Below are 23,289 nucleotides of genomic sequence, written 5' to 3'. Positions count from 1 at the left end.
CGGAGGCGGCTGGCAGAGTGCGGGCCCGTGGAGATCACCGGCACCGCCCAGCACGCCGCCTGGCAGGCCCGGGCCCTGCCCCCGGTCGAAGAGGTGCGCAGCGGGCTGTGGTCGATCCCGGTGCCGATCCCGCACAACCCGCTCCGGTACGTCAGCGTGCACGCGTTCGCGTTGTCCGGCGGCGGTCTGGGCCTGCTCGACACCGGCTGGCAGAGCGAGGAGAGCTGGACGGCGCTGACCGGCGGGCTGGCCGCCATCGGCGCGGCCGTCCCCGACGTGCGGGGCGTGCTGGTCACCCACCTGCACGTCGACCACCTCGGCCTGGCGGCCCGCGTGCGGGAGGAGTCGGGAGCGTGGATCGCCATGCACCCGGCCGACGTCGGCGTCGTCGCCGGGCTCAACGCCTCGGGCGCCACCGCGGCCGTCGCCGGCGAGATCGACTTCCTGGTGGGCCTGGGCGCCGATCGCGAGGAGGCCGCCTCCGACGTCGGCCCACCGGAGCGGATGGAGGCGTTCACCCGGATGGCCGTCGCCGACCGGTTCCTGGAGGACGGCGACGTCGCGGACTTCCCCGGCTGGCGGCTGCGCGCGGTCCACACGCCGGGCCACACCCCGGGGCACCTCTGCTTCGCCGAGGAGGGCACCCGGCTGTTCTTCTCCGGCGACCACGTCCTCCCGCGGATCAGCCCCAACATCTCCACCGGGCAGCGCGGTGCCGCCGATCCGCTGCGCGACTTCCTCGACTCGCTGGCCGCCGTGCGCGACCTCGACGTCGCCGAGGTGCTGCCGGCGCACGAGTGGCGCTTCCGCGGGCTGCAGAGCCGGGTGGACGCGCTGACCGCCCACCACGAGCAGCGGCTCGCCGAGCTGCTCGACGCGATCCGGTCGCACCCGGGCTCCACCCCGTGGGACCTGGCCGCGCACCTCACCTGGTCGCGGCCGTGGGAGCAGTACGAGCGGCGGATGCGGATCTTCGCGGTGACCGAGACCGACGCCCACCTGCGCCTGCTCGCCAGCCGGGGGCTCGTCGTCAGCAGCGGTGGCCCGGTGCCGACCTGGACCCTGGCGGTCCGCTGAGCGCCGTGCCGGTCGGCGTCGTCGCCGCCCGGGTCCTGGCCGCTCCCCCACGGCTGGGTGGGGTCCGGCTGGTCTGTGTCGACGGCCCGGCGGGGTCGGGCAAGACCACCGTGGCCGGCCGGCTGGCGGCCGCCCTCGGGGACGCCGCCGTGCTGCTGCACTTCGACGACCTGTACGCCGGCTGGACGCTGACCGGCGCCTCGGGCCGGTTGCAGGCCGGTGTCCTCGCGCCGCTGGCCGAGGGCCGCCCGGGCGCCCACCACCGGTTCGACTGGACCAGACGGTGGTTCGCCCCCGAGCCGGTGGTGGTGCCGGTGCGTCCGGTGCTGGTCGTCGAGGGCTGCGGGTCCAGTCCGCGCGCGCTGGACCCGTGGACGACGCTGCGGCTGTGGGTGGAGGCGCCGGCGGAGCTGCGGCTGGCCCGCGGCCTGGCGCGGGACGGGGCGGAGCTGGCGGACGAGTGGCGCCGCTGGCAGCGCACCGAGGCCGCGGAGTTCGCCCGCGAGGACACCCGGGCGCACGCCGACCTCCGGCTCGACGGCGCGGGCGGCGACCCGGCGTCCGACCTGCCCCTCCTGGGCTGACCGCCGGACCGGCGGTGACCGGAGAGGTTTGCGCGGCGCCGCAGGTGCGCAGGTGAGGGGCGGCGTTCCCATCGAAGCGACGGTGGCGCAGCGCCGACGCCCCCGACAGGACCTGCCGTGCCCAGTCACCCGACCGCCGACCGCCACCTGCCGCTGACCGACGAGCTCGCCGGCGCCTTCGCCCGGATGTCGGGCCTGCTCCTGACCCAGGAGACCGTCGACACCGCTCTCGGCCTGCTCAGCGCGCTGGCCCAGGAGACGATCCCGGGGTCGACCGGCGCCGGGGTGTCGATCATCGACGGTGGACGCCGGGTCTCCTCCGGGGCCACCGACGAGCAGGTGCGCCGGGCCGACGCCCTGCAGTACGAGCTGGACGAGGGGCCGTGCCTGGCCGCGGCGTCCCTGCGCGACGTGGTGCGCATCGACGACCTGGCCGAGGAGGACCGCTGGCCGCGCTGGGCGGCCGCCGCCCGGCCGCTGGGCCTGCGCGCCACCCTCAGCGCCCCCCTGGTCGCCGGCGACGTCTCGCTCGGCGCCATGAAGGTCTACGCCGACCGCCCCGGGGTCTTCGACGCGCACAGCGAGCAGCTGCTGGGCATGTTGTCCCCTCAGGCCGCCGTCCTGGTCGCGAACGTCCGGTCCTACGACCGGGCGAAACGGTTCAGCGAGGACATGCGCAAGGCCGTCCGCGACCGCGACGTCGTCAACATGGCGAAGGGCGTGCTCATGGGGCGCAGCAACCTCGACGAGGAGTCGGCCGCCGCCGTCCTGCTCCGGCAGGCGCACACCGCCGAGACGACCGTCACCGCCGCCGCCCACGCCGTCCTCGAGTCGACGGCCCGACGGAGACGCTGATGGTGCACTCCGATCGCCGGCCGCCCGAGGACCGGCAGCAGTCGGCACTGCGCGCCGCCATGCAGTTCGCCGACCTGTCGCTCGAGCAGCTCTGGATGCGGTACTTCAGCCTCGGTGGGCACGCCGACCTGGTCGACCTCGACGCCCACCTGACCGGCCTGGTCCGGCTGCCCCCCACCGAGGCCGACGTGCTGGCCCACGCGGTGAACGAGCGGCTGGACGAACTGATCGCCGAGCGACGGGTGCCCTACAGCCGGCCGCTGCGCACCACCCGCCCGACGACCGGTCCGCTGGCCGCCCTGGTGGACCTGCTCGGGGCCGCCGGCTCCTCCCCGCCGGAGCGGCTGCCCGCGCTGGCCGCGTCGGCGGGTCGGACCCTGGGCGTGGAGGTCGAGGTCCATCTGATCGACCACGAGCAGCGCAGCCTCGTGCGGGTGGGCGGCACGGCCGCTCCCGAGGCGCAGTCGGTGGACGGCACCATGGCGGGCCGGGCGTTCCGCGCGGACGAGATCCTGCTGTCCGAGCGAGAGGACGGCCCACGGATGTGGGTGCCGATCATCGACGGCGCCGACCGGATCGGGGTCCTGGAGGTGGCGACCGGCGCTGCGGCGGACCTGCACGATCCGGGCCTCCGTCAGCAGTGCACCTGGCTGGCCCGCATGCTGGGGCACCTGATCGTCTCGATGCAGCCCTACGGCGACGAGCTCGAGCGCCTGCGGCGGCACCGGCCGCTCACGACCTCCGCCGAGCTGATCTGGCAGCAGCTGCCGCCGCTGACCGCCGCGACCGACGACTTCGTGCTGGCCGGCATGCTCGAGCCCAGCTACCGGGTCGGGGGCGACGCGTTCGACTACGCGTTCTCCGAGACGGCGGTGTCGCTGGGCATCTTCGACGCCGTGGGGCACGGCGTGCCGGCCGCCCTCATGTCGGCCGGGGCGCTGGCCGGCTACCGCAGCGCGCGGCGCGACGCCCGCGGTCTGTTCGACCAGGCGGCGGCCATCGACGCGGTCGTCGCCGAGGCGTTCCCCGGGAGCGCGTTCGTCACCGGGGTGCTGGGCGAGGTGGAGCTGAGCTCGGGCCGGCTCCGCTACCTCAACGCCGGGCACCCGCCGCCCGTCCTGCTGCGCGGCGGCAAGGTCGTCAAGCAGCTGACGGGTGGGCGGCGGGTCCCCTTCGGTCTGGACGTGACCGGCGTGGCGATCGCGGAGGAGCTCCTCGAGCCGGGTGACTGGCTGTGCCTCTACACCGACGGGATCGCCGAGGCCCGGGACGCGTCGGGGGCCTGGTTCGGCGAGGACCGGCTGATGGACTTCCTGTCCCGCGAGATCGCCGCCGGTCAACCGCCCGCAGAGACGGTGCGCCGGCTGACCCAGGCGGTGCTGCGCCACCAGGGGGGCCTCCTGCAGGACGACGCGACGGTCCTGCTGGCCCGGTGGATGCACGTCGGACCGGACCGACGCCGGCCCGGCTGACGGTGTGCCGGCGCCCCCGGACCGGACGCCGACACATGGCGGCAACACGGACGCCGCACCATGGGGTGGTGACCGAGCCCGCCGCTGCCCCCGAGCCCCTGCCCCTGGCCGGCTACACCGTCGCGGTCACCGCCGCCCGCCGCCGGGAGGAGCTCGGCGCCCTGCTGGACCGCCGCGGCGCCCGCGTGGTCTACGCCCCCGCCATCCGGATCGTGCCGCTGGCCGACGACGCCGAGCTCGTGGCCGCGACCCGCGAGGTGCTGGCCTCCCCCGTCGACCTCGTGGTCGCCACCACCGGGGTCGGCTTCCGTGGATGGCTGGAGACCGCCGAGGCGTGGGACCTGCCCCTGGTCGAGCACCTGCGCCCGGCCCGGGTGCTGGCCCGCGGCCCGAAGGCGCGGGGGGCGATCCGCGGCGGTGGCCTGGTCGACGCGTGGTCGCCGGAGTCGGAGTCCTCTGCCGAGGTCCTCTCGCACCTGCTGTCCGGCGCCGAGGGACCGCTGGAGGGGCGCCGGATCGCCGTCCAGCTGCACGGCGACCCGCTGCCGGACCTGGTCTCGGGCCTACGCGCGGCCGGCGCGGACGTCCTTCCCGTGCCGGTGTACCGCTGGGTGCTGCCCGAGGACGTGGCGCCGGTGCGCCGGCTGGTGGGCGCGATCGCCGGGGGCGGGGTGGACGCGGTCACCTTCACCAGCGCGCCGGCCGCGGCCAGCCTGCTGAGCGTCGCCGACGAGCTCGGCCTGCGCGACGACGTCGTGACGGCGTTCGGCGAGCGGGTGCTGGCCGTCGCGGTCGGCCCGGTGACCGCCGGCCCGCTCGACGCGGCGGGCATCGGGTCCGTCCAGCCCGAGCGCGCCCGGCTCGGTGCGCTGGCCCGCGAGGTGGTCGCCCGGCTGCCCGAACGGGACCCGGTGCTGCAGGTGGGCCCGCACACGCTGCAGGTCCGTGGGTACGCCGCCGTCCTCGACGGCCGGATCGTGGAACTGCCGCCCGGCTCGATCGCCGTCCTGCGCGAGCTGGCCCGGCGGCCCGGGCACGTCGTCGCCCGGGCCGAGCTGGTCGGCTCCCTGCCCGGCGGCGGTGACGGGCACGCGGTGGAGATGGCGGTCACCCGGCTCCGCGCGGCGCTGGGCGCCCCCGTCGTGGAGACGGTCGTGAAGCGCGGCTACCGGCTGGCGGTCTGAGGGCGCAGGTCGAGGCGCATGAGCACCCGGGGGAAGCCGTTGAGCACCGACTGGGTGTCGGCCGCCTTCTGGAACCCGGCCCGCTCGAACAGCGCGCGCGTGCCGACGTAGGCCATCGTCAGGTCGACCTTCGCGCCGCGGTTGTCCACCGGGTAGGCCTCGACCACGGGGCGCCACGGTCGCGGGCGAACCCGACGGCGCCCTCGACCAGGGAGTGGCTGATGCCCGCGCCGCGGTGCCCGGGACGGACCCGCACGCACCACAGCGACCACACGTCGAGGTCGTCGACGTGCGGGATCGTGCGGCTGGTCGCGAAGCTCGTGTCGGCCCGCGGGTGGATCGCCGCCCAGCCCACCACCTCGTCGCCGTCGTAGGCGAGCACGCCGGGCGGCGGGTCCTCGCGGACCAGCTGCCGCACCCGCTCGCCGCGCGCCGGGCCGCGCAGCTCCCGGTTCTCCTTCGACGTCGGCAGCCGGTAGCTCAGGCACCAGCAGACGTCGGCGTCCGGCCGCTTGGGGCCGACCATCGTCGCGACGTCGTCGAAATCGGTCGCGGCACGCACCTCGATCGCCATGCCGGCATCGTGGCAGCGACCCCCGACAGGTTCCGGGGCGACGGCGTGCGCGGGTCGGCAGTTCCCGCGCCTCGAACTGCCGACGCGCGCACACTCTCCGGCGCACGCCGTCCCGCGCCGGGCCTCACACCGCCGGATGCCCGGGGTGAGGGGGACGTTCCCGAGAGGTCATCCGCGCGCGGCGCCGAGGAAACGGCGCCTTCCTAGCGTTCCCGGCGACCGGGCCGGCCGCCCGGCCCCCACGAGCCGAGGAACGCGCCCATGACCTCCACGCCCACCGTCCGCACGACCGAGAACGTGGTCGCCACGGCCCCGGCGCCACCGGCAGGCACCGGACCGGTGGCACAGCTCGGCTCCCGGTGGATCGACGACTACAACCCCGAGGACCCCGCCTTCTGGGCGTCGCCGCAGGGCCGCCCGGTGGCCCGGCGGAACCTGGTGTGGTCGGTCCTGGCCGAGAACATCGGCTTCAGCGTGTGGCAGATGTTCAGCATCGCCACCGCCGTCCTCGCGTCGATCGGCTACGGCTTCACCAGCGACCAGCTGTTCTGGCTGGTCGCCACCGCCGGCCTCGTGGGCGCGATCATGCGGGTGCCCTACACGTTCATGCCGGCGCTGGTCGGCGGGCGGAACTGGACGGTGGTCAGCGCGGCCCTGCTGCTGATCCCGGTCACCCTGCTCACGGTCGCCGCGACGACCGACCGGCCGTACTGGTTCTGGGTGCTCACGGCGGTCACCTGCGGCTTCGGCGGTGGCAACTTCGCCTCGTCGATGGCGAACATCTCCTTCTTCTACCCGGACAAGGAGAAGGGCTTCGCGCTCGGCCTCAACGCCGCCGGCGGCAACATCGGGGTGGCGATCATCCAGCTCGTCGGGCCGCTGGCGGTCACCGCCGGCGCGATCGCGATCGTGGGCGGCAGCACCGGGACGACCGACGGCGGCGACGCGCGCTACGTGCAGAACGTGGCGCTGATCTGGGTGCCGTTCATCGTGCTCGCGGTCGTGGGCGCCTGGTTCGGCATGAACAACCTGTCCGGCGCGAAGGCGAACATCGCCGACCAGGCGGCGATCGCCCGTCGTCGGCAGACCTGGGTGATGTCCTTCCTCTACATCGGGGCCTTCGGCTCCTTCATCGGGTTCTCCGGGGCGTTCCCGCTGGTGCTGGCCAACGAGTTCGCGGCCGACACCTACCGCTACGCGTTCCTGGGACCCCTCGTGGGATCGCTGTCCCGCCCGTTCGGCGGGTGGCTGGCCGACCGGGTCGGCGGCGCCAAGGTCACCGTCGTGACGTTCGTCGGGCAGGCCCTGGCCATCGGCAGCGCGATCCTGTTCCTCCGCGCGGGGAGCTTCGGCGGCTTCCTCGCCAACTTCCTCGTGCTGTTCGCGATCGTCGGCATGACCAACGGGTCGACCTACCGGATGATCCCGATCATCTACCGGGCCGAGGCCGCCGCCGGCCACCCCGAGGAGACCCCGGCCGGCGTGCTCTACCGGGCGCGGCGTGACACCGCCGCGGCGGTGGGCATCATCTCGGCGGTCGGTGCCCTGGGGGCGGTGTTCATCCCGCGGATCGTCTCGGAGTCCTACGGCGCCACCGGTGGCGTCGAGACGGCGCTGCTGTCCTTCTGCGGCTTCTACATCGCCTGCGTGGCGGTGACCTGGTTCGTCTACCTGCGCCGCGGGACGCTGATGCAGCGGGCCGGCGTCTGACCGCGATCGTCGCCGGGAACTGCCCCGCTGTGGGGAGGGGGCGGTTCCCGGCGTGCAGGTCGCCCCGGGAACGGACGAAGATCACCGGGTGACCGCATCCGAGCAGACCGCCACCGGCCGCGACCTCATCGAGGCCGGGGACGCCGTGGCCGGGTCGATGTGCCGGGCGGCCGCCACCGTGGTCTTCGAGCCGGGCGCGGCCAAGGTCTCGGTGGATCCCCGCTTCGCCGGCTCCCTGCGCACGGTCGCCGACGAGGCGGCCGCGCTGCCGGTCCCCCGCGAACGGGTCCGCGCCGGGGCCGTCCTCGCCTTCGCCGTGGAGTACGCGGCGACGCTGCGGGGCAACGGCCGGACGGCCCGCAGCGACGGGTGGTTCGACCCGCGGCCCGGCGGTCGACCGGCCGCCGACGAGCTCGCCGAGGCGGTGGTCGCGGCGGCGCGCCGGTCGACCGAGGAGCGGCGGGTCCGGCACCTGGGCTACCTGCTGGCCGAGGTGGGCGTCTCGCCCGACGTGGATCCGGAGCTCGCCGGCCGTGCCCTGCGGCTGGCCGGGTCGCTGAGCTGGCGGCAGCTCGCCCTGCTCGCCGGGGTGGGCCGCCGGGACCGCGTGCCGCTGCCGATGGCACCGCTGGAGGACGAGCCGCGCGCCTGGACGACCTGGGGCGCCCGCGAGGACGTCACCGACCTCCAGGCGGCCGGCCTGCTCGCCCCGTCCCCGGTGCCGGCCCGCCCGGGCGCCACGCTCCCCCGGCTGCGCGCCGCCGACCTGCGGCTCACCCGTCGCGGGGTCCTCGTGCACCGGCTGCTGGTGCTCGACCTGCTGCACGACGACGCCGTCGCGGCGGCCCTCGCCGACCTGGGCCTCCCCCGCAGCTGAGCTCCGGCACGAATCGTTACCGTTTCGTTGCCGGCGGCTGTCATCCTTTCCGCCCCCTCACCGCGTCTCTACGTGCAGGGGGCCAGCGAGGGGAGCCAGCGTTGCTCGAGAGCCACAGCACGTCAGCCGACTCGGCGTCGGTGATCGCCGCCCGCCAGCTCGCCCAGGAGGCGCAGCGGCGGCGCACGCTGTCCGAGCTGCACCGGCGCTCCCGCCGTCCGCTCTACGTCCCGCCGCTGCCGGCCACCCGGAAGCAGCGGGAGGACGCCGGGGAGTGACCCCTCGGGGCGTGGGCGCCGGGAAGCCCGGCCCGGCGGGTCCCGGACGACGGTCGCCGTGGCGGGACCCGGCCGGCGACTCCGGCACCGGGTGGATCGCCGGGGGCGTCGCCGTCATGGCCGCCGCCGTGGCGCTGGGCGCCTGCGCCGGCGGAGCGCCGACTGTCTGCCCCGCGATCGGCTGGACCAACGCGGTGATCGTCGAGCTCGCCGACGACTGGCCGCCGGTCGAGGGCGGCTCCCTGACCGTGGACTGCGCGCCGATGTGCGGCTGGGCCGTGGTGGAGGACGCACCGCTCGCCGAGCAGGACCACCTGGCTGTGCCCCTCGAGGGCCCCACCGCGGTGGTGCAGCTCGACATGTCCGCACCGGACGCGGTGAGCATCCGCGTCCTCGGGCCGGACAAGACGGAGCTCGCCGACGTGGACACCGACCTGGACTGGCGCCGGGTCGGCGGCAGCGAGCAGTGCGGCGGCCCCATGGAGGCGACCGTCGTCGTCCCGGCGCCGTGACCCAGGGGTCAGCTGCGGCCCGATCGGGCGTAGGCCGCCGGGGTCGTGGCGATCATCGTGCGGAAGTGCCGGGTCAGTTGCGATTGGCGGCGAACTCCGCCACTCCCGCCACCTCGACGGGTGACGTGCAGAACCGCGCCGCGGTCCGTGCCGTCGCGGGCGCGAAGCTGGACCTGGTCGGGCCGGCCGTGCACGGCCCGAAGAACGCCGTCGACAAGGTGATGAAGGGCGCCCACATGCATCCCTGAGCCCGGCCCCAAGTCGGCTCCACGTGCATCCACGCCGTCCGCGAGCGCCTCCCGTCATGGTCGCCCCCACCCATTCGACGAGGAGAACCCCGATGGCTTCCCAGACCTACCCCACCCCGCCCACCGGCTCGCCGGAGCCGCAGAACGGCCCGACGACCTACGGCCCACCGAGCTACGGCCCGCCGGCGGGTGGCTACGCCCCGGCACCGGCGCCGCGTCGGCGCACCGGGGCGATCATCGGCGGGATCGTCGCCGCCGTGGTGGTGCTGGGCGGGCTCGTCGTCGCCGCCCTCGTCTGGATCGGCGGCGCCACCCTGGACACCGCCGAGGTGGAGCGCCGGATCGGGCAGCTCACGGCGGAGCAGGCCGGTGTGGCACCGACCGACGTCTCCTGCCCGGCGGACATCCGGGCGGAGTCGGGCTCGGCCTTCAGCTGCACCGCGTCGCTGGAGAACCAGCCGATCTCCTTCACCGTCACGCAGACCGACGACGAGGGCACCGTCCGGATCGACAGCGACAACACCTTCGTGGACGTGGGGGTGGTGGAGGCGTCGCTGGACGAGCAGCTGGGCGCGCTGACGGGGGTGGCGGTGATCAGCACCTGCGACACCGGCGGGCACTCCGTCCTCGTGGACGCCGTCGGGACGCCGATCCCCTGCTTCGTGGACAACGCCGCCGACGCGACCGACACCGTCGAGGTCGTCGCGACGGTGGACAGCAGCGGCGCGGTCTCCTACGAGTTCGCCTGACCTGCCGCTACACCTCGACGGGCTGGACCTCCACCACCAGGTCCCCGTCGACCTCCCGCACCGGGAAGAGCCGGATCGGCGGGGCCCCGCTCGTCGAGGCCCCGTCCGCCCAGCGGTAGGCGTAGAGGTGCAGCGGGCACACCAGCACGTCCACGTCGGTCTGCCCGTCGGCCAGGGGTCCGCCGGCGTGCGGGCAGGCCGCCTGGGTGGCGTGCAGCGACCCGTCCCGCAGCCGGAAGACCGCGACCTGGGTGCCGCCGGCCACGAACGTGCGGCCCTCCCCCGGTGGGATCTCCTCGACCCGGCCGACGACGTGCGCCGTCGTCGTCGGGCCACTGGTGGTCAGCTCGGTGACGCTCATCGGACGGGCACCTTCGGCAGCGGGATCAGCGGCAGGGCGGGACGGAACTGGCCGGGCGTGGCCGGCTGCTTCCCGTCCTGGCCCCAGGGGTCGGTGTAGGCGTCGACGGAGCGCTGCAGACCGGCGTCGAGGTCGGCGACGATGCCCTCGCTGTCCTCGAGCAGCACCGCCCTGATCGTCTCCAGCCCGATGCGCGGGACGAAGTCGTAGGTGCGCTCCAGCCAGTTCGCGTTCTCGCGGTAGTACTGCAGGAACCGGCCGGCCAGCGTCGTCACCGCCTCCGGGGAGTCGACGGTGGCCAGCAGGTCGCCCTTGCGCACCGAGGCCCCGGCCGCGCCGCCGACGTAGACCTCCCAACGGCCGTTGCCGACGGCCACCACCCCGACGTCCTTCACGTAGGCCTCGGCGCAGTTGCGCGGGCAGCCCACGACGGCCATCTTGATCTTCGCCGGGCTCTCGATGCCCTGGAACCGGGTCTCCAGGTCGATGCCGAGCTGGGTGGAGTCGTCCAGGCCGAACCGGCAGAAGTCGCTGCCGACGCAGGTCTTCACCGTCCGGAAGCTCTTGCCGTAGGCGTAGCCGCTCGGCATGCCGAGGTCGGCCCACATGGCCGGCAGGTCCTCCTTGCGGACGCCGAGCAGGTCGATCCGCTGGCCGCCGGTCACCTTGACCATCGGCACCTCGTACTTCTCGGCGACGTCGGCGATCCTCCGCAGCTGCGCCGGGGTGGTCACCCCGCCCTTCATCTGCGGGACGACGGAGAACGTGCCGTCGCGCTGGATGTTGCCGTGCACGCGGTCGTTGATGAACTTCGCGTCGTTCTCCTGCGCGTACTCGGCGCCCCAGATCATCCGCAGCAGCGAGGTGAGCCCCATCTTCGACTTCGCGTCGTCCTTGCCGTCCGGGGCGAGCAGCGCGAAGACCGCCGACACGCTGCGCAGCTCGTGCTCGCGGATGGCCCGCACCAGCTCCGGCTTGGGCAGCGGGATCCCGGGCACGTACCAGGACGCCGCCGGGTCCTCCGTCAGCTCCCCGTCGGCGGCCCACTCCACGATCTGCTTCACCAGGCTCTTGCACGACCCGCAGCCCTTGCCGGCGCGGGTGCGGTCCATGACCTCCCCGACGCTGCCGCAGCCGCCGGCCACCGCGCCGCAGATGTCGCCCTTCGAGACGCCGTTGCAGTTGCAGACCTGCGAGTCGGCCGGCATCTCGGCGACCCCGACCTCCTCCGCCCCGTCGGAGAGGTCGACCAGCAGCCGGATCCGCTCCTCGGGCAACGGGGCACCCCGGTCGAAGGCCTGGGTGAGGAAGGCGACCTTGCGGGTGTCACCGAGCAGCGTGGCGCCCACCAGCACGTCGTCGCGGATGACCACCGAGAGGTGCACCCCGCGCCTCGGCTCGGAGATGACCAGGAACTCGTCCTCGTCGCGCTCCGGGGTGTTGACGCCCATGACGGCGACGTCGACGCCGGCCACCTTGAGCTTCGTGGCCGTCCGGCTGCCGTGGTACTCGGCGTCCGGGTCCGCCCCGGTCAGCACGTCGGCCAGGACCTTCGCGTGCTCCCACGCCGGCGCGACGAGCCCGTAGACCTCGCCGCGGTGCTGGGCGCACTCGCCGATGGCGTAGACGTCGGGATCCTCGGTGCGCAGCTGGTCGTCGACGACGATGCCGCGCTGGACCTCCAGCCCCGAGCGGACGGCGAGGTCGCTGTTGGGCCGCACCCCGGCCGCGACGACGAGCAGGTCGGCCTCGAGCTGCCGGCCGTCGGCCAGGCCCACGCCGGTCACGCGGTCGCCGCCGAGCACCTCGGTGGCGAAGACGTCGAGGTGGACGGCGATCCCCAGCGACTCGACGCTGCGCTTGAGGATCGCGCCGGCCTCCGGGTCCAGCTGCACGTTCATCAGGTACGGCGCGGCGTGCACGAGCTCCACCTGCAGGCCGTGGCCCTGCAGCGCGCGGGCCGCCTCCAGGCCGAGCAGGCCGCCGCCCATGACGACGGCCCGGCGGCACCGGCCCACGGCGTCGAGCATCGCCCGGGTCTCGTCGATCGTCCGGAACCCGTACACACCGGGCAGCAGCTCGCCCGCGTCGTCCCGGACGCCCTTCATGGGCGGAATGAACGAGTAGCTGCCGGTCGCCAGCACCAGGTGGTCGTAGGGCGTGACCGTCCCGTCGTCGGCGTGCACCTGCTTGGCCGCGGTGTCGATCCGCTCGACCCGCGTGCCGGCCCGCAGCGTGACCCCGTTGTCGGCGTACCACTCGTGGCTGTTGAGGACGATGTCGTCCTCGTGCTCCTCCCCGGCCAGCACCGGTGACAGCATGATCCGGTTGTAGTTGCCGTGCGGCTCGTCGCCGAACACGGTGATCCGGAAGGAGTCGCCGCCGCGCTCGAGCACCTCCTCGACGAGGCGCGCGCCGGCCATGCCGTTGCCGACCACCACCAGCCGGTCGTGGGTGTCCAGCTCGTCGTCGACGTGCACGGTGGTGAGCCCGTCGAGCCGCCCGCCCAGGACGGTCGTCATGCCCCGATCCCGCCCGCCCACTAGACCTCCACCAACCCGAGGTCGACCACCAGCTCGCCGGTGACGCCCTCCGGGGCCGCGGCGTGCAGCTCCACCACCGTCCCGCCGGGAAGGTCCTCGACGACCCGCAGCGGCACGTGCACCTCGCCCCTGGCGCCGATGGGGAACCAGCGCATCGGCTCGCCGTCGCGCACCAGCAGGACGTAGACCAGCTCACCGGTGGAGTTGCCGCCGCGGAAGTAGAGCGCCTGCGCGGACGTGCCGTGCGGCACGGTGTACCGCAGCGCGGGGTCGACCGGGCCGGGCTTGGTCAGCCCGTCCCCGGTGATCGGGAAGACGCCTTGCAGGAAGCGGGGGGTGCTCTTCATGCGGGTGCTCCTCCTCCGGGCGGGATGCCGGGGTTCGAGGGTGCTGGGCGGGGTGTGCGGCTGCGGCCGGGGCTGGGTGGCCGCAGCCGGCGGGGGGATGGACTCGGCGGGCCCGTCGGCGCGGGCGACGGCGACCGCGCAGACCTTGAAGGCGGGCATCCGCGAGGTGGGGTCGAGGGCGGCGTCGGTGAGCGCGTTGGCGCTGGAGCCGCCGCCCCAGTGGAAGGGCGCGAAGACGACGTCGGGCCGGATGGTGTCGGTGACCAGCGCGTGGAAGCGGGCGCGGCCGCGCCGGGTGGTCAGCTCGACGACGTCGTCCGGGCCGATCCCGAGCCGGCGGGCCAGGTCGGGGTGCAGCTCGGCGCGCGGGGTCGGGGCGACGAGCTGCAGGCTGCGGGTGCGGCGGGTCTGGGTGCCCGACTGGTACTGCGCCAGCACCCGGCCGGTGGTGAGCACGTAGGGGTAGTCGGCGTCGGGCCGCTCGGCGGCGTCGACGTGCTCGACGCGGACGAAGCGGGCCCGGCCGTCGGCGGTGGCGAACCGCTCGGCGAACAGGCGGGGGGTGCCGGGGTGTCCCTCGTCCGGGCACGGCCAGAAGACGCCCTGCTCGTCGTCGATGCGGCGGTAGCTGATCCCGGAGTAGTCGGCCGTTCCCCCGGCGCTGGCCCGGCGCAGCTCCTCGAACACCGTCTCCGGGTCGCCGCTGAAGTGCCGCCCGGCGCCGAGCCGGTCGGCCAGGGTGGCGAGCAGCCGCAGGTCGTCGGGGACGCCGGACGGCGGGTCGAGGGCCTTGCGGCGCCGGATCACCCGCCCCTCGAGGTTGGTCATGGTCCCGTCCTCCTCGGCCCACATGGCGCTGGGCAGGACGACGTCGGCCAGCTCGGCGGTCTCGGAGAGGAAGAAGTCGCTGACGGCGAGGAAGTCCAGGTCGCCCAGCCGGCTGATCACCCGGCGGGCGTCGGGGGCGCTGACCGCGACGTTGGACGCGAGCACCAGGAGGGTGCGCACCCCGCCCTCGGTGCCGAGGGCGTCGAGCAGCTCGAAGGCCGACCGCCCGGGCATCGGCAGGTCGCCGGGGTCGACGCCCCAGACGGCGGCGACGTGCGCGCGGGCCGCCGGGTCGGTCAGCGAGCGGTAGCCGGGCAGCTGGTCGGCCTTCTGGCCGTGCTCGCGGCCGCCCTGCCCGTTGCCCTGGCCGGTCACGGTCCCCCACCCGCTGCCCGGCCGGCCGGGCAGCCCGAGCGCCAGCGCCAGGTTGATCCAGGCGGAGGCGGTGTCGGTGCCGGAGCGGTGCTGCTCGGCGCCGCGGGCGGTGAGCACGATCGCCCTCTCCGCGCGGGCGAGGGCGAAGACGGTGCGCCGCTGGTCGGCGACCGGCACGCCGGTGAGCCGCTCGACCCGGTCCGGCCAGTAGGCCGCGACCCCGGCCCGCACCTCGTCGAACCCGGTGGTCCGCCCGGCGACGTAGGCCTCGTCGACCAGCCCCTCGGCGACGGCGATGTGCAGCAGCCCGTTGGCCAGTGCCAGGTCGGTGCCCGGCAGCGGCTGCAGGTGCAGGGCGGCGTTGCGGGCCGTGGCGGTGCGGCGCGGATCGACGACGACGTGCTGCGCGCCCCGCTCCCGGCCGGCGTCGAAGTACTGCATGGCCGGCGGCATGGTGTCGGCCGGGTTGCTGCCCACCAGGACGACGACGTCGGCCTCGGCGATGTCGGCGAGCGGGAACGGCATCCCGCGGTCCAGGCCGAACGCCCGGTTGGCCGCACCCGCCGCCGAGGACATGCAGAAGCGGCCGTTGTAGTCGACCGCGCTGGTGCGCAGGGCGACGCGGGCGAACTTGCCGAACTGGTAGGCCTGCTCGTTGGTCAGCGAGCCCCCGCCGAAGCAGCCGACCGCGTCCCGGCCGTGCCGGGCCTGGGTCGCCCGGATCGCGTCCACCAGCCGGCCGAGGGCGTCGTCCCAGGTGGCCTCGACCAGCGGGCTGGTGCGGTCGCCGGGGGTGCCGCGCACCAGCGGGCGGAGCAGCCGCTCGGGGTGGTCGAGCAGCTCGACCGACGACCAGCCCTTGGAGCACAGCCCGCCGCGGTTGGTCGGGAAGTCGGCGGGGACGAGGGTGGCCGGCCGGTCGCCGGCGGTGACGTCCAGCCCGCACTGCAGCGAGCAGTACGGGCAGTGCGTCCGCGTCGTCTGCGTGCCCCCGAGGCCGCGCGACGCCGACTGCGGAACGGCGGCGGGCATGCACCGAGACTGGGTCGTCGTCGTTTCCCCGCCGGGACACCGGCGTCAACGCTGCGTTCCGTCGTCCTCACCGGGGCCTCGGGCCGGGTGTGCGGCCCGGCCGTGGTCGAATGCCGGGGTGACTCCTCCCGGCCCGACGATCCAGCGGATCGACGACCCGGACGAGGAGGGGCCCGACGTCCGGCGGGCCGAACAGCGCGACGTCCCCCGCATCGCGGCGACGCTCACCATCGCCCTCGGTGCCTCCCGCTGGGCCCGGTGGGCGCTGCCCGACGACGGGCGGATCCAGCGGCTGACCCGCTTCGCCGAGCTCGACGCCGGCCACCGCGGGGTGGGCACCGGCACGGCCTGGGTCACCGACGAGGTCGACGCCGTCGCCGTCTGGGAGCCGCCGCCGGGCGCCGAGGGCACCACTCCCCTGCCCGCCGACGTCCGCGCGGCGCTGACGGGTGAGCTGCCCTACCTCTCCGCGCACCGCATCGGCGCCGTCCGCGACACCGCCGCCCGCGTGGAGGCGGCACGGCCGCAGGAACCGCACTGGTGGCTGCGGCACCTGGCGGTGCGCCCGAGCTCGCGCCGCCGCGGCCTGGCCGCCGCCGTCCTGGCGCCGGCGCTGGTGCGCTGCGACACCGACCGGGTGCTGGCCGCCGCGGCCGTGTACTCGTGGGCCAACGTCCGCTTCCTGCGCGGCTTCGGCTTCGAGGTCACGGCCGAGTTCCGGACGGCGGACGACGAGCTCCCGCTGTGGGTGCTCGTGCGGCAACCTCAGCCCAGATTCGTCGGCTGAACCCGTCGATCCGGGCGGCGGCCGTTCGTACAGAGGGTGAGTGACCGGCGCGAGGCCGGCGCCGACCCGAGGAGGAACGCGATGCCGAACTACCTGATGACCGTCGTCGAGCCCAGCACCGGCCCCGGGCTCGCGCCGGGTCAGCTGGAACAGATCATGAAGGACGTCGACGTCGTCCACCGGGAGATGCACGACGCCGGGATCTGGGTGTTCGGCGGCGGCCTGCACCCGCCGGCCACCGCGACCACCCTCCGGCCGCGGGACGGCGACGTCCTGGTCGTGGACGGGCCGTTCGCCGAGGGCAAGGAGCACGTCGGGGGCTTCTCGGTCATCGACGTCCCGGACCTCGACGCCGCGCTGGCGTGGGGCCGCAGGCTGGCGCTGGCCACGACCATCCCGATCGAGGTCCGCCCCTTCTACGACACCTCCGCCTGAGCCGGTGCCGGCACCGGACGTCGAGCGGGTCTTCCGCGAGCACTACGGGCGGGCGGTCGCCGTCCTGGTCCGCCTCCTCGGCGACATCGACGCCGCCGAGGAGGCGGTGCAGGAGGCGTTCCTGACCGCGGTCCGGCGCTGGCCGACCGACGGCGCCCCGCCCAGCCCGGCCGGCTGGATCGTCACCACTGCGCGCAATCGGGCCATCGACCGGCTGCGCCGAGAGAGCACCCGCGCCGACCGCTCCCGCAAGGCCGCCCTGCTGCGGGCGGACGACGCACCGCAGGAGGGAGGCAGCGTGCCGGACGACCGGCTCCGACTGATCTTCACCTGCTGCCACCCGGCGCTGTCGACGGCCGCCCAGGTGGCCCTGACCCTGCGCCTGCTCGGCGGGCTGACCACCGCCGAGGTCGCGGCCGCCTTCCTCGTGCCCGAGCCGACGATGGCGCAGCGGCTGGTGCGGGCGAAGGCCAAGATCCGCGCCGCCCGCGTGCCCTACCGGGTGCCGACCGAGGCGGAGCTGCCCGACCGGCTGCGCGCGGTGCTGGCCGTCGTCTACCTGGTGTTCACCGAGGGGCACAGCGCCTCGTCCGGCGACCGGGTGGTGCGCGAGGACCTGTGCGCCGAGGCGATCCGGCTGGGGCGGCTGCTGGCGGAGCTGATGCCCGACGAGCCGGAGGTGAGCGGGCTGCTGGCGCTGATGCTCCTGACCGAGGCGCGGCGGCCCGCCCGCGTCGGCCCGTCCGGTGAGCTCGTCCTGCTGGCCGACCAGGACCGCGCGCGCTGGGACCGCGCGCTGATCGCCGAGGGGCAGACCCTGGTGCGGGAGTGCCTGCGCCGCAACCAGCCAGGTCCGTACCAGATCCAGGCCGCGATCACTGCCGTGCACAGCGCTGCGGCCACCGCGGCCGACACCGACTGGCGGCAGGTCGTCGCGCTGTACGACCAGCTGATGGCGGTCGCGCCCAGCCCGGTCGTGGCGCTGCACCGCGCCGTGGCGGTGGCCGAGGTCGACGGGCCGGCCGCGGGTCTGGCACTCGTGGCGGACCTGGACCTGCCGCGGCACCACCTGCTGCCCGCGGTCCTCGCCGACCTGCTGCGCCGGCTGGGCCGGGCGGAGGAGGCCCGCGCCGCCTACGACGAGGCGCTGGCGCTGGCCGGCAACGCGGCCGACCGGGCATTCCTGCGGGGGCGCCGGGCGCGGCTCGGCTAGTCCCAGGAGCGGCGCTGCTTCTTCAGCTGGCCGCGCTGCTTCTTCGCCTCGATCCGGCGCTCCTTCGAGCCGCGGGTGGGCTTGGTCCGCCGCCGGCCGGGCGCCGGCGGCGCGAGGGCGGCCCGCAGCACGGCGGCGAGCCGTTCCCGCGCCGCCTGCCGGTTGCGCAGCTGCTGGCGGTGCTCGCTGGCGGCGATCGTCAGGACGCCGCCCACCAGGCGGGGACCCAGCCGCGCGGCCAGGCGGGCCCGCTGCGGATCGGTGAGCCCAGCCAGCTCCAGGGGCGAGATCGACAGCTCGACGCGCGAGTCGGCGGTGTTGACCCCCTGCCCCCCGGGGCCGGACGACCGGGAGAACCGCCAGCTCAGGGCGGATGCGGGGACGACGACGGACGCGGTGACCGGGAGGTCACCGGAGGCGTCGTCGATGCCGGGCACGGACACAGTCTCGCGCACCGACCCCCCGCCGCCCGGTACGCGGGATGATCGACGGCATGCTCCCCCTCGCCGACGCGCTCGCCGCCGGCCCGGTGGTCCTCGACGGCGGGCTGTCCACCGAGCTGGAGGCGCGCGGGCACGACGTCTCCTCCGCGCTGTGGTCGGCCCGGCTGCTGCGCGAGGACCCGGCGGCGGTCGTGGCCGCGCACGCCGCGTTCGCCGCGGCGGGGGCGCAGGTGGCCACGACCGCCAGCTACCAGGCCACGATCGAGGGGTTCGCGGCCACGGGCATCGACGCGACGGAGGCCCGCCGGCTGATCGCCTCGTCGGTGGCGCTGGCCCGCGAGGGGCAGGGCGACGGGTGGGTCGCGGGCTCGGTCGGCCCGTACGGCGCGATGCTGGCCGACGGCTCGGAGTACACCGGCGGCTACGTCCCCGACGTGGGCATCGCCGCACTGCGCGCCTTCCACCGGCCGCGGATGGAGCTGCTCGCCGAGGCCGGGGCCGACGTCCTCGCCTGCGAGACCGTCCCCGCCGCCGCGGAGGCCGAGGCGCTGCTCACCGAGGCCGAGGCGCTCGACGTGCCGATCTGGCTCTCCCTCACCACGGTCGTGGACGACGACGGCGTCGCCCGGACCCGGCGGGGGGAGCCGGCGGCCGACGTCTTCGCCATGGCCGCGGGTCTGCCGGTCGTGCTGGCCGTGGGGATCAACTGCACCGCACCGGCAGCCGTCGCCCCCGGCATCACCGCGGCGGCCGCGGCCGGCACGCCGGTCGTCGTGTACCCGAACAGCGGCGAGGCCTGGGACGCCGCGGCCCGGTGCTGGACCGGCAGCCCCGGGGTCTCCCCGGAGCACGTGCCCGGGTGGGTGACCGCCGGCGCCCGGCTGGTCGGCGGCTGCTGCCGGGTCCGGCCGGCCGACATCGCCATCCTGGCCGCGACGATCAGCTGACCTGATCGTGGAGCGTCCTCCCTCAGCGCCGGACGTGAGGGAGGACGCTCGATGATCAGGTCAGCTGATCCCGGCGGCACTCAGAGGATCGGGCGGCCGCCGGTGACCGCGACCCGGGCGCCGGAGACGTAGGAGGCCTCGTCGCTGGCCAGCAGCACGTAGACCGGGGCGAGCTCGGCGGGCTGGCCGGCCCGGCCCAGCGGGGTGTTGCCGCCGAAGCTCTCCACCTTCTCCTCGGGCATGGTGGAGGGGATCAGCGGCGTCCAGACCGGCCCGGGCGCCACGCTGTTGGCCCGGATGCCCTTCTCCCCGTAGAGCTGGGCGAGGCTGGCGGTGAAGTTGGCGATGCCGGCCTTGGTCATCGCGTAGGCGATGAGGTTCGGGCTCGGGTTGTCGGAGTTCACCGAGGAGGAGTTGATGATCGAGGCCCCCGCCTGCATGTGCGGGATAGCGGCCTTGCACAGGGTGAACATCGCCGACAGGTTCGTGGCCAGCGTGTGGTCCCACTCCTCGTCGGAGATCTCCTCCAGCGAGTCGTGGCTCATCTGGAAGGCGGCGTTGTTGACCAGCACGTCGATCCGGCCGAACTCCTCGATGGCCTTCGGGACGATCGTCGCGCAGTGCGCGCGGTCGGAGATGTCACCGGGCACCAGCACGCACCGGCGGCCGGCCTCCTCGACGTAGCGCGCGGTGTCCTTCGCGTCCTCCTGCTCGCTGAGGTAGGAGATCAGCACGTCGGCGCCCTCGCGGGCGAAGGCGATCGCCACGGCCCGGCCGATCCCGCTGTCGCCGCCGGTGATCACTGCCACCTTGCCGGTCAGCTTCCCGGAGCCGCGGTAGCTCTCCTCCCCGTGGTCGGGCTTCGGGCGCATCTCCCCGAGAGTGCCGGGCGGGGTCTGCTGCTGCGCGGGCTGGGACTCGGGGCGGGGCTCTGACACGGGGATCCTCCTGCGGTGCGCTGGGGCTCGGCGCCACTGTTCGACGTCGCCGTCCGCCTACCCCGGCGCCGCCCGCCGACACGTGGGCCCGCGGGGCGCGACGACGACGTCCTCCCTGCCGTGCGACGACGTCCTCCCACGGCGCGACGACGTCCTCCCTGCGGCGCGACGACGTCCTCCCTGGGGCCCGACGACGTCCTCCCTCACCGCGGAGCGTCCTCCCCCACCGCGCACCGTGCGGGAGGACGCTCGACGATCAGGTCACCTGATCCCGGACGGGGCCTGGCAGGCTGGGGGGACGATGTCCTCCTCCCTGACCGCCCCTCCCCTCCTCGCCGACGCCGCCGATCTCTCCACCCTGCGCGCGCTGGGGGACGACGCCGACGAGCTGTTCGCCTCGTTCGCGCAGTGGGCCGAGAGCAGCGGGACGACGCTCTACCCCGCCCAGGAGGAGGCGCTGATCGAGCTGGTCAGCGGCGCGAACGTCGTCCTGGCCACCCCGACCGGCTCCGGCAAGTCGCTGGTGGCCACCGGCGCCCAGTACGCCGCCCTGGCCGCCGGCCGGCGCAGCTACTACACCGCCCCGATCAAGGCGCTGGTCAGCGAGAAGTTCTTCGCGCTCTGCGGCGTCTTCGGCGCGGCCAACGTCGGCATGCTCACCGGGGACGCCAGCGTCAACGCCGGGGCGCCGATCATCGCCTGCACCGCCGAGGTGCTGGCCAACATCGCGCTGCGCGAGGGCAGCGAGGCCGACATCGGGCTCGTGGTCATGGACGAGTTCCACTTCTACGGCGACCCCGACCGCGGCTGGGCGTGGCAGGTGCCGCTGCTGGAGCTGCCGAAGGCCCAGTTCCTGCTGATGAGCGCCACCCTGGGCGACGTCACCTCGCTGCGCGAGGACCTGACCCGCCGCACCGGCCGGCCCACCGCGCTGGTCGCCAACGCCGAGCGCCCGGTGCCGCTGCACCACTACTACGCGACGACGCCGATGCACGAGACCATCCAGGACCTGCTGGACACCCAGCAGGCGCCGGTCTACGTCGTCCACTTCACCCAGGCCTCGGCGCTGGAGCGGGCGCAGGCGCTGATGAGCGTCAACGTGGCGAGCAAGGAGCAGAAGGCCGCGATCGCCGACCTGATCGGCGGCTTCCGGTTCTCCTCCGCCTTCGGGACGACGCTGTCGCGGCTGGTCCGGCACGGCATCGGCGTGCACCACGCCGGGATGCTGCCCAAGTACCGGCGGCTGGTCGAGCAGCTGGCCCAGGCCGGCCTGCTCAAGGTCATCTGCGGCACCGACACGCTCGGCGTCGGCATCAACGTGCCGATCCGCACCGTGGTGTTCAGCGCGCTGTCGAAGTACGACGGCACCCGCACCCGGCTGCTGCAGGTGCGCGAGTTCCACCAGATCGCCGGCCGGGCCGGACGCGCGGGGTACGACACCGCGGGCACCGTGGTCGTCCAGGCGCCCGAGCACGAGGTGGAGAACCTCAAGCAGTTCGCCAAGGTCGCCGACGACCCGAAGAAGCGCCGCAAGCTGGTGCGCAAGAAGGTGCCCGACGGCATGGTGCCGTGGAGCGAGGCGACGATGAACCGGCTGGTCGAGGGCGAGCCGGAGAAGCTGACCAGCAACATGCGGGTGTCGACGTCGATGATCCTCGACGTCGTCGACCGCCCGGGCGACCCCGTCCAGGCCATGCGGCGGCTGCTCACCGACAACCACGAGCCGCGGAAGCGGCAGCTCCAGCACATCCGCGAGGCGATCGGCATCGCCCGGTCGCTGCTGCAGGCCGGCGTCCTGGAGCGGCTGCCCGAGCCGGAGCCGGACGGACGCCGCTACGACCTGAAGATCGACCTGCCGCCGGACTTCGCCCTCAACCAGCCGCTGTCGACGTTCGCGCTGGCGGCCATCGACCTGCTGGACCCGGAGTCGGAGAGCTACGCGCTGGACGTGGTGAGCGTCATCGAGGCCACCCTCGACGACCCCCGGCAGATCCTGGCCGCGCAGCTGAACAAGGCCAAGGGCGAGGCCGTGGCGCAGATGAAGGCCGAGGGCATCGAGTACGACGAGCGGATGGAGCTGCTCGAGGAGGTCAGCTACCCGAAGCCGCTGGAGGAGGTCCTCGCGCACGCCTTCGAGGTCTACCGGCAGACCAACCCGTGGGCCGCGGACGGGGCGCTGTCACCGAAGTCCGTGGTCCGCGAGATGTGGGAGCGGGCGTTCACCTTCCGGGAGTTCGTGAACACCTACGGGCTGACCCGGTCGGAGGGCGCGGTGCTGCGCTACCTGTCCGACGCGTTCAAGGCGCTGCGCTCGGGGGTGCCGGCCGCCGCGCGCACCGAGGAGGTCACCGACGTCGTCGAGTGGCTGGGCGAGCTGGTCCGCCAGGTGGACTCCAGCCTGCTGGACGAGTGGGAGGCGCTGACGAACCCCGACGACGGGCCGGTCGCCGAGGTCGCCGTCCCGGCGCGGCCGCGCCCGCTCACCGGCAACGTGCGCGCGTTCACCGCGATGGTGCGCAACGCCCTGTTCCGCCGGGTCGAGCTGTTCGCCCGGCGCCGCTGGTACGACCTGGGCGAGCTGGACTCCGGCTCGGGCTGGGACGCCGACCGCTGGGAGACCGTCGTCCGGGCCTACTTCGCCGAGCACGACGAGGTGCAGACCGGCGCCGACGCCCGCGGTCCGGCGCTGCTGATCGTCGACAAGGACGAGCCGGGCCTCTGGCGGGTGCGGCAGATCCTCGACGACCCGGCCGGCGACCACGACTGGGGCATCGACGTCGAGGTGGACCTCGAGGCCTCCGACGAGGAGGGCACCGCCGTGCTGCGCGTCGTCGACGCCGGCCGCAAGGACTGACGCGGACCGGGCGGCGCCCGGTGTGAGCGGATCCACCCTCGACACGCGGCGGACCAGGGCCGCAGC

23 protein-coding genes are annotated in these 23,289 nt (G+C 74.8%); 16 read left to right on the top strand and 7 right to left on the bottom strand.

The genetic code is table 11. The features are described 5' to 3' along the window. The first annotated feature begins 27 nt into the window (after positions 1-27). From BM142_RS15080 to BM142_RS15060, 5 genes are all read left to right on the top strand, one after another. The gene (locus BM142_RS15080; RefSeq protein ID WP_092200383.1) at positions 28-1,077 is read left to right on the top strand and encodes an MBL fold metallo-hydrolase; all 1,050 of its coding nucleotides are present in this window, start codon (positions 28-30) and stop codon (positions 1,075-1,077) included. A gap of 5 nt (positions 1,078-1,082) precedes the next feature. Beyond that, positions 1,083-1,661 carry a uridine kinase family protein gene (locus tag BM142_RS15075; protein ID WP_254790988.1) on the top strand — a complete coding sequence of 193 codons (579 nt, stop codon included), beginning with the start codon at positions 1,083-1,085 and terminating at the stop codon, positions 1,659-1,661. 117 nt (positions 1,662-1,778) lie between these two features. Continuing rightward, on the top strand, positions 1,779-2,516 hold the full coding sequence (locus BM142_RS15070; RefSeq protein WP_092200380.1) for a GAF and ANTAR domain-containing protein: 738 nt from the start codon (positions 1,779-1,781) through the stop codon (positions 2,514-2,516). Then, complete coding sequence (locus BM142_RS15065) at positions 2,516-3,988, top strand: PP2C family protein-serine/threonine phosphatase (RefSeq protein WP_092200377.1); 1,473 nt, start codon at positions 2,516-2,518, stop codon at positions 3,986-3,988. Before BM142_RS15070 ends, BM142_RS15065 begins: the two co-directional genes overlap by 1 nt. A gap of 68 nt (positions 3,989-4,056) precedes the next feature. Then, the gene (locus BM142_RS15060; RefSeq protein ID WP_254790987.1) at positions 4,057-5,172 is read left to right on the top strand and encodes a uroporphyrinogen-III synthase; all 1,116 of its coding nucleotides are present in this window, start codon (positions 4,057-4,059) and stop codon (positions 5,170-5,172) included. On the opposite strand, the gene BM142_RS25225 is transcribed toward BM142_RS15060, so the two are convergent. Next, positions 5,154-5,339 carry a hypothetical protein gene (locus tag BM142_RS25225; RefSeq protein WP_254790986.1) on the bottom strand — a complete coding sequence of 62 codons (186 nt, stop codon included), beginning with the start codon at positions 5,337-5,339 and terminating at the stop codon, positions 5,154-5,156. The genes BM142_RS15060 and BM142_RS25225 overlap by 19 nt on opposite strands. Beyond that, a complete protein-coding gene (locus BM142_RS15055; RefSeq protein ID WP_254790985.1) occupies positions 5,291-5,746 on the bottom strand; it encodes a GNAT family N-acetyltransferase in 456 nt (151 codons plus the stop codon). Before BM142_RS15055 ends, BM142_RS25225 begins: the two co-directional genes overlap by 49 nt. Before the next feature lie 261 nt (positions 5,747-6,007). Here BM142_RS15055 and BM142_RS15050 point away from each other — a divergent pair, with 261 nt between their 5' ends. The 6 genes from BM142_RS15050 (at position 6,008) to BM142_RS15030 (ending at position 10,120) form a co-directional block, all read left to right on the top strand. Beyond that, positions 6,008-7,456: an MFS transporter gene (locus BM142_RS15050; protein ID WP_092200371.1), complete on the top strand. Its 1,449-nt coding sequence runs from the start codon at positions 6,008-6,010 to the stop codon at positions 7,454-7,456. 88 nt (positions 7,457-7,544) lie between these two features. Continuing rightward, the gene (locus BM142_RS15045) at positions 7,545-8,333 is read left to right on the top strand and encodes a hypothetical protein (protein WP_092200369.1); all 789 of its coding nucleotides are present in this window, start codon (positions 7,545-7,547) and stop codon (positions 8,331-8,333) included. A gap of 101 nt (positions 8,334-8,434) precedes the next feature. Next, entirely contained in the window at positions 8,435-8,611 is a 177-nt protein-coding gene (locus tag BM142_RS24585) for a hypothetical protein (protein ID WP_175527291.1), read from the top strand. After that, complete coding sequence (locus BM142_RS15040; protein WP_139228894.1) at positions 8,608-9,123, top strand: hypothetical protein; 516 nt, start codon at positions 8,608-8,610, stop codon at positions 9,121-9,123. The genes BM142_RS24585 and BM142_RS15040 overlap by 4 nt, the downstream gene beginning before the upstream one ends. Before the next feature lie 65 nt (positions 9,124-9,188). Then, positions 9,189-9,371, top strand: a complete 183-nt coding sequence (locus tag BM142_RS15035) for a DUF2000 family protein (protein ID WP_254790984.1) — start codon at positions 9,189-9,191, stop codon at positions 9,369-9,371. 92 nt (positions 9,372-9,463) lie between these two features. Then, entirely contained in the window at positions 9,464-10,120 is a 657-nt protein-coding gene (locus tag BM142_RS15030; RefSeq protein WP_175527290.1) for a DUF4333 domain-containing protein, read from the top strand. Between the two features lie 7 nt (positions 10,121-10,127). Here the strand turns inward: BM142_RS15030 and BM142_RS15025 are convergent, their stop codons facing one another. Genes BM142_RS15025 through BM142_RS15015 form a run of 3 tightly spaced genes read right to left on the bottom strand, consistent with a single transcriptional unit; the run spans position 10,128 to position 15,606 of the window. Further along, positions 10,128-10,481: a Rieske (2Fe-2S) protein gene (locus BM142_RS15025; protein ID WP_175527289.1), complete on the bottom strand. Its 354-nt coding sequence runs from the start codon at positions 10,479-10,481 to the stop codon at positions 10,128-10,130. Continuing rightward, complete coding sequence (nirB, locus tag BM142_RS15020; protein ID WP_092200519.1) at positions 10,478-13,003, bottom strand: nitrite reductase large subunit NirB; 2,526 nt, start codon at positions 13,001-13,003, stop codon at positions 10,478-10,480. The genes BM142_RS15025 and nirB overlap by 4 nt, the downstream gene beginning before the upstream one ends. Positions 13,004-13,023: 20 nt before the next feature. Then, positions 13,024-15,606 (bottom strand): molybdopterin oxidoreductase family protein, encoded by a 2,583-nt coding sequence (locus BM142_RS15015; RefSeq protein ID WP_092200360.1) that lies wholly within the window; start codon positions 15,604-15,606, stop codon positions 13,024-13,026. A gap of 118 nt (positions 15,607-15,724) precedes the next feature. Between BM142_RS15015 and BM142_RS15010 the strand changes: the two genes are divergently transcribed. From BM142_RS15010 to BM142_RS15000, 3 genes are all read left to right on the top strand, one after another. Beyond that, the gene (locus tag BM142_RS15010) at positions 15,725-16,393 is read left to right on the top strand and encodes a GNAT family N-acetyltransferase (RefSeq protein ID WP_092200357.1); all 669 of its coding nucleotides are present in this window, start codon (positions 15,725-15,727) and stop codon (positions 16,391-16,393) included. 81 nt (positions 16,394-16,474) lie between these two features. Then, a complete protein-coding gene (locus BM142_RS15005; RefSeq protein ID WP_092200354.1) occupies positions 16,475-16,828 on the top strand; it encodes a YciI family protein in 354 nt (117 codons plus the stop codon). Between the two features lie 4 nt (positions 16,829-16,832). Then, positions 16,833-18,041, top strand: coding sequence for an RNA polymerase sigma factor (locus BM142_RS15000; protein ID WP_092200351.1), 1,209 nt, complete (start codon positions 16,833-16,835; stop codon positions 18,039-18,041). Here BM142_RS15000 and arfB read toward each other — a convergent pair. After that, positions 18,038-18,478 carry an alternative ribosome rescue aminoacyl-tRNA hydrolase ArfB gene (arfB, locus tag BM142_RS14995; RefSeq protein WP_092200516.1) on the bottom strand — a complete coding sequence of 147 codons (441 nt, stop codon included), beginning with the start codon at positions 18,476-18,478 and terminating at the stop codon, positions 18,038-18,040. The two genes, BM142_RS15000 and arfB, sit on opposite strands and share 4 nt — an antisense overlap. A 56-nt stretch (positions 18,479-18,534) precedes the next feature. Between arfB and mmuM the strand changes: the two genes are divergently transcribed. Then, entirely contained in the window at positions 18,535-19,431 is an 897-nt protein-coding gene (gene mmuM, locus BM142_RS14990) for a homocysteine S-methyltransferase (protein ID WP_254790983.1), read from the top strand. Between the two features lie 80 nt (positions 19,432-19,511). Here mmuM and BM142_RS14985 read toward each other — a convergent pair whose 3' ends face one another. Beyond that, positions 19,512-20,369, bottom strand: coding sequence for an SDR family oxidoreductase (locus tag BM142_RS14985; RefSeq protein WP_254790982.1), 858 nt, complete (start codon positions 20,367-20,369; stop codon positions 19,512-19,514). Between the two features lie 301 nt (positions 20,370-20,670). Between BM142_RS14985 and BM142_RS14980 the strand changes: the two genes are divergently transcribed. Then, the gene (locus tag BM142_RS14980) at positions 20,671-23,223 is read left to right on the top strand and encodes a DEAD/DEAH box helicase (protein ID WP_092200345.1); all 2,553 of its coding nucleotides are present in this window, start codon (positions 20,671-20,673) and stop codon (positions 23,221-23,223) included. Positions 23,224-23,289: the final 66 nt, after the last annotated feature.

This window comes from Blastococcus tunisiensis, from assembly GCF_900112815.1.
Classification (GTDB): domain Bacteria; phylum Actinomycetota; class Actinomycetes; order Mycobacteriales; family Geodermatophilaceae; genus Blastococcus_B; species Blastococcus_B tunisiensis.
This window is presented reverse-complemented; position numbering and strand designations above follow the sequence as displayed.

What these genes read in the sequence shown, in the direction of transcription:
- BM142_RS15005 (WP_092200354.1), top strand. Translation starts at nt 16,475, where the DNA reads ATGCCGAACTACCTGATGACCGTCGTCGAGCCCAGCACCGGCCCCGGG.
- BM142_RS15030 (WP_175527290.1), top strand. Translation starts at nt 9,464, where the DNA reads ATGGCTTCCCAGACCTACCCCACCCCGCCCACCGGCTCGCCGGAGCCG.
- BM142_RS15065 (WP_092200377.1), top strand. Translation starts at nt 2,516, where the DNA reads ATGGTGCACTCCGATCGCCGGCCGCCCGAGGACCGGCAGCAGTCGGCA.
- BM142_RS15015 (WP_092200360.1), bottom strand. Translation starts at nt 15,606, where the DNA reads ATGCCCGCCGCCGTTCCGCAGTCGGCGTCGCGCGGCCTCGGGGGCACG.
- BM142_RS15025 (WP_175527289.1), bottom strand. Translation starts at nt 10,481, where the DNA reads ATGAGCGTCACCGAGCTGACCACCAGTGGCCCGACGACGACGGCGCAC.
- BM142_RS14980 (WP_092200345.1), top strand. Translation starts at nt 20,671, where the DNA reads ATGTCCTCCTCCCTGACCGCCCCTCCCCTCCTCGCCGACGCCGCCGAT.
- mmuM (WP_254790983.1), top strand. Translation starts at nt 18,535, where the DNA reads ATGCTCCCCCTCGCCGACGCGCTCGCCGCCGGCCCGGTGGTCCTCGAC.
- nirB (WP_092200519.1), bottom strand. Translation starts at nt 13,003, where the DNA reads ATGACGACCGTCCTGGGCGGGCGGCTCGACGGGCTCACCACCGTGCAC.
- BM142_RS15055 (WP_254790985.1), bottom strand. Translation starts at nt 5,746, where the DNA reads ATGGCGATCGAGGTGCGTGCCGCGACCGATTTCGACGACGTCGCGACG.
- BM142_RS15050 (WP_092200371.1), top strand. Translation starts at nt 6,008, where the DNA reads ATGACCTCCACGCCCACCGTCCGCACGACCGAGAACGTGGTCGCCACG.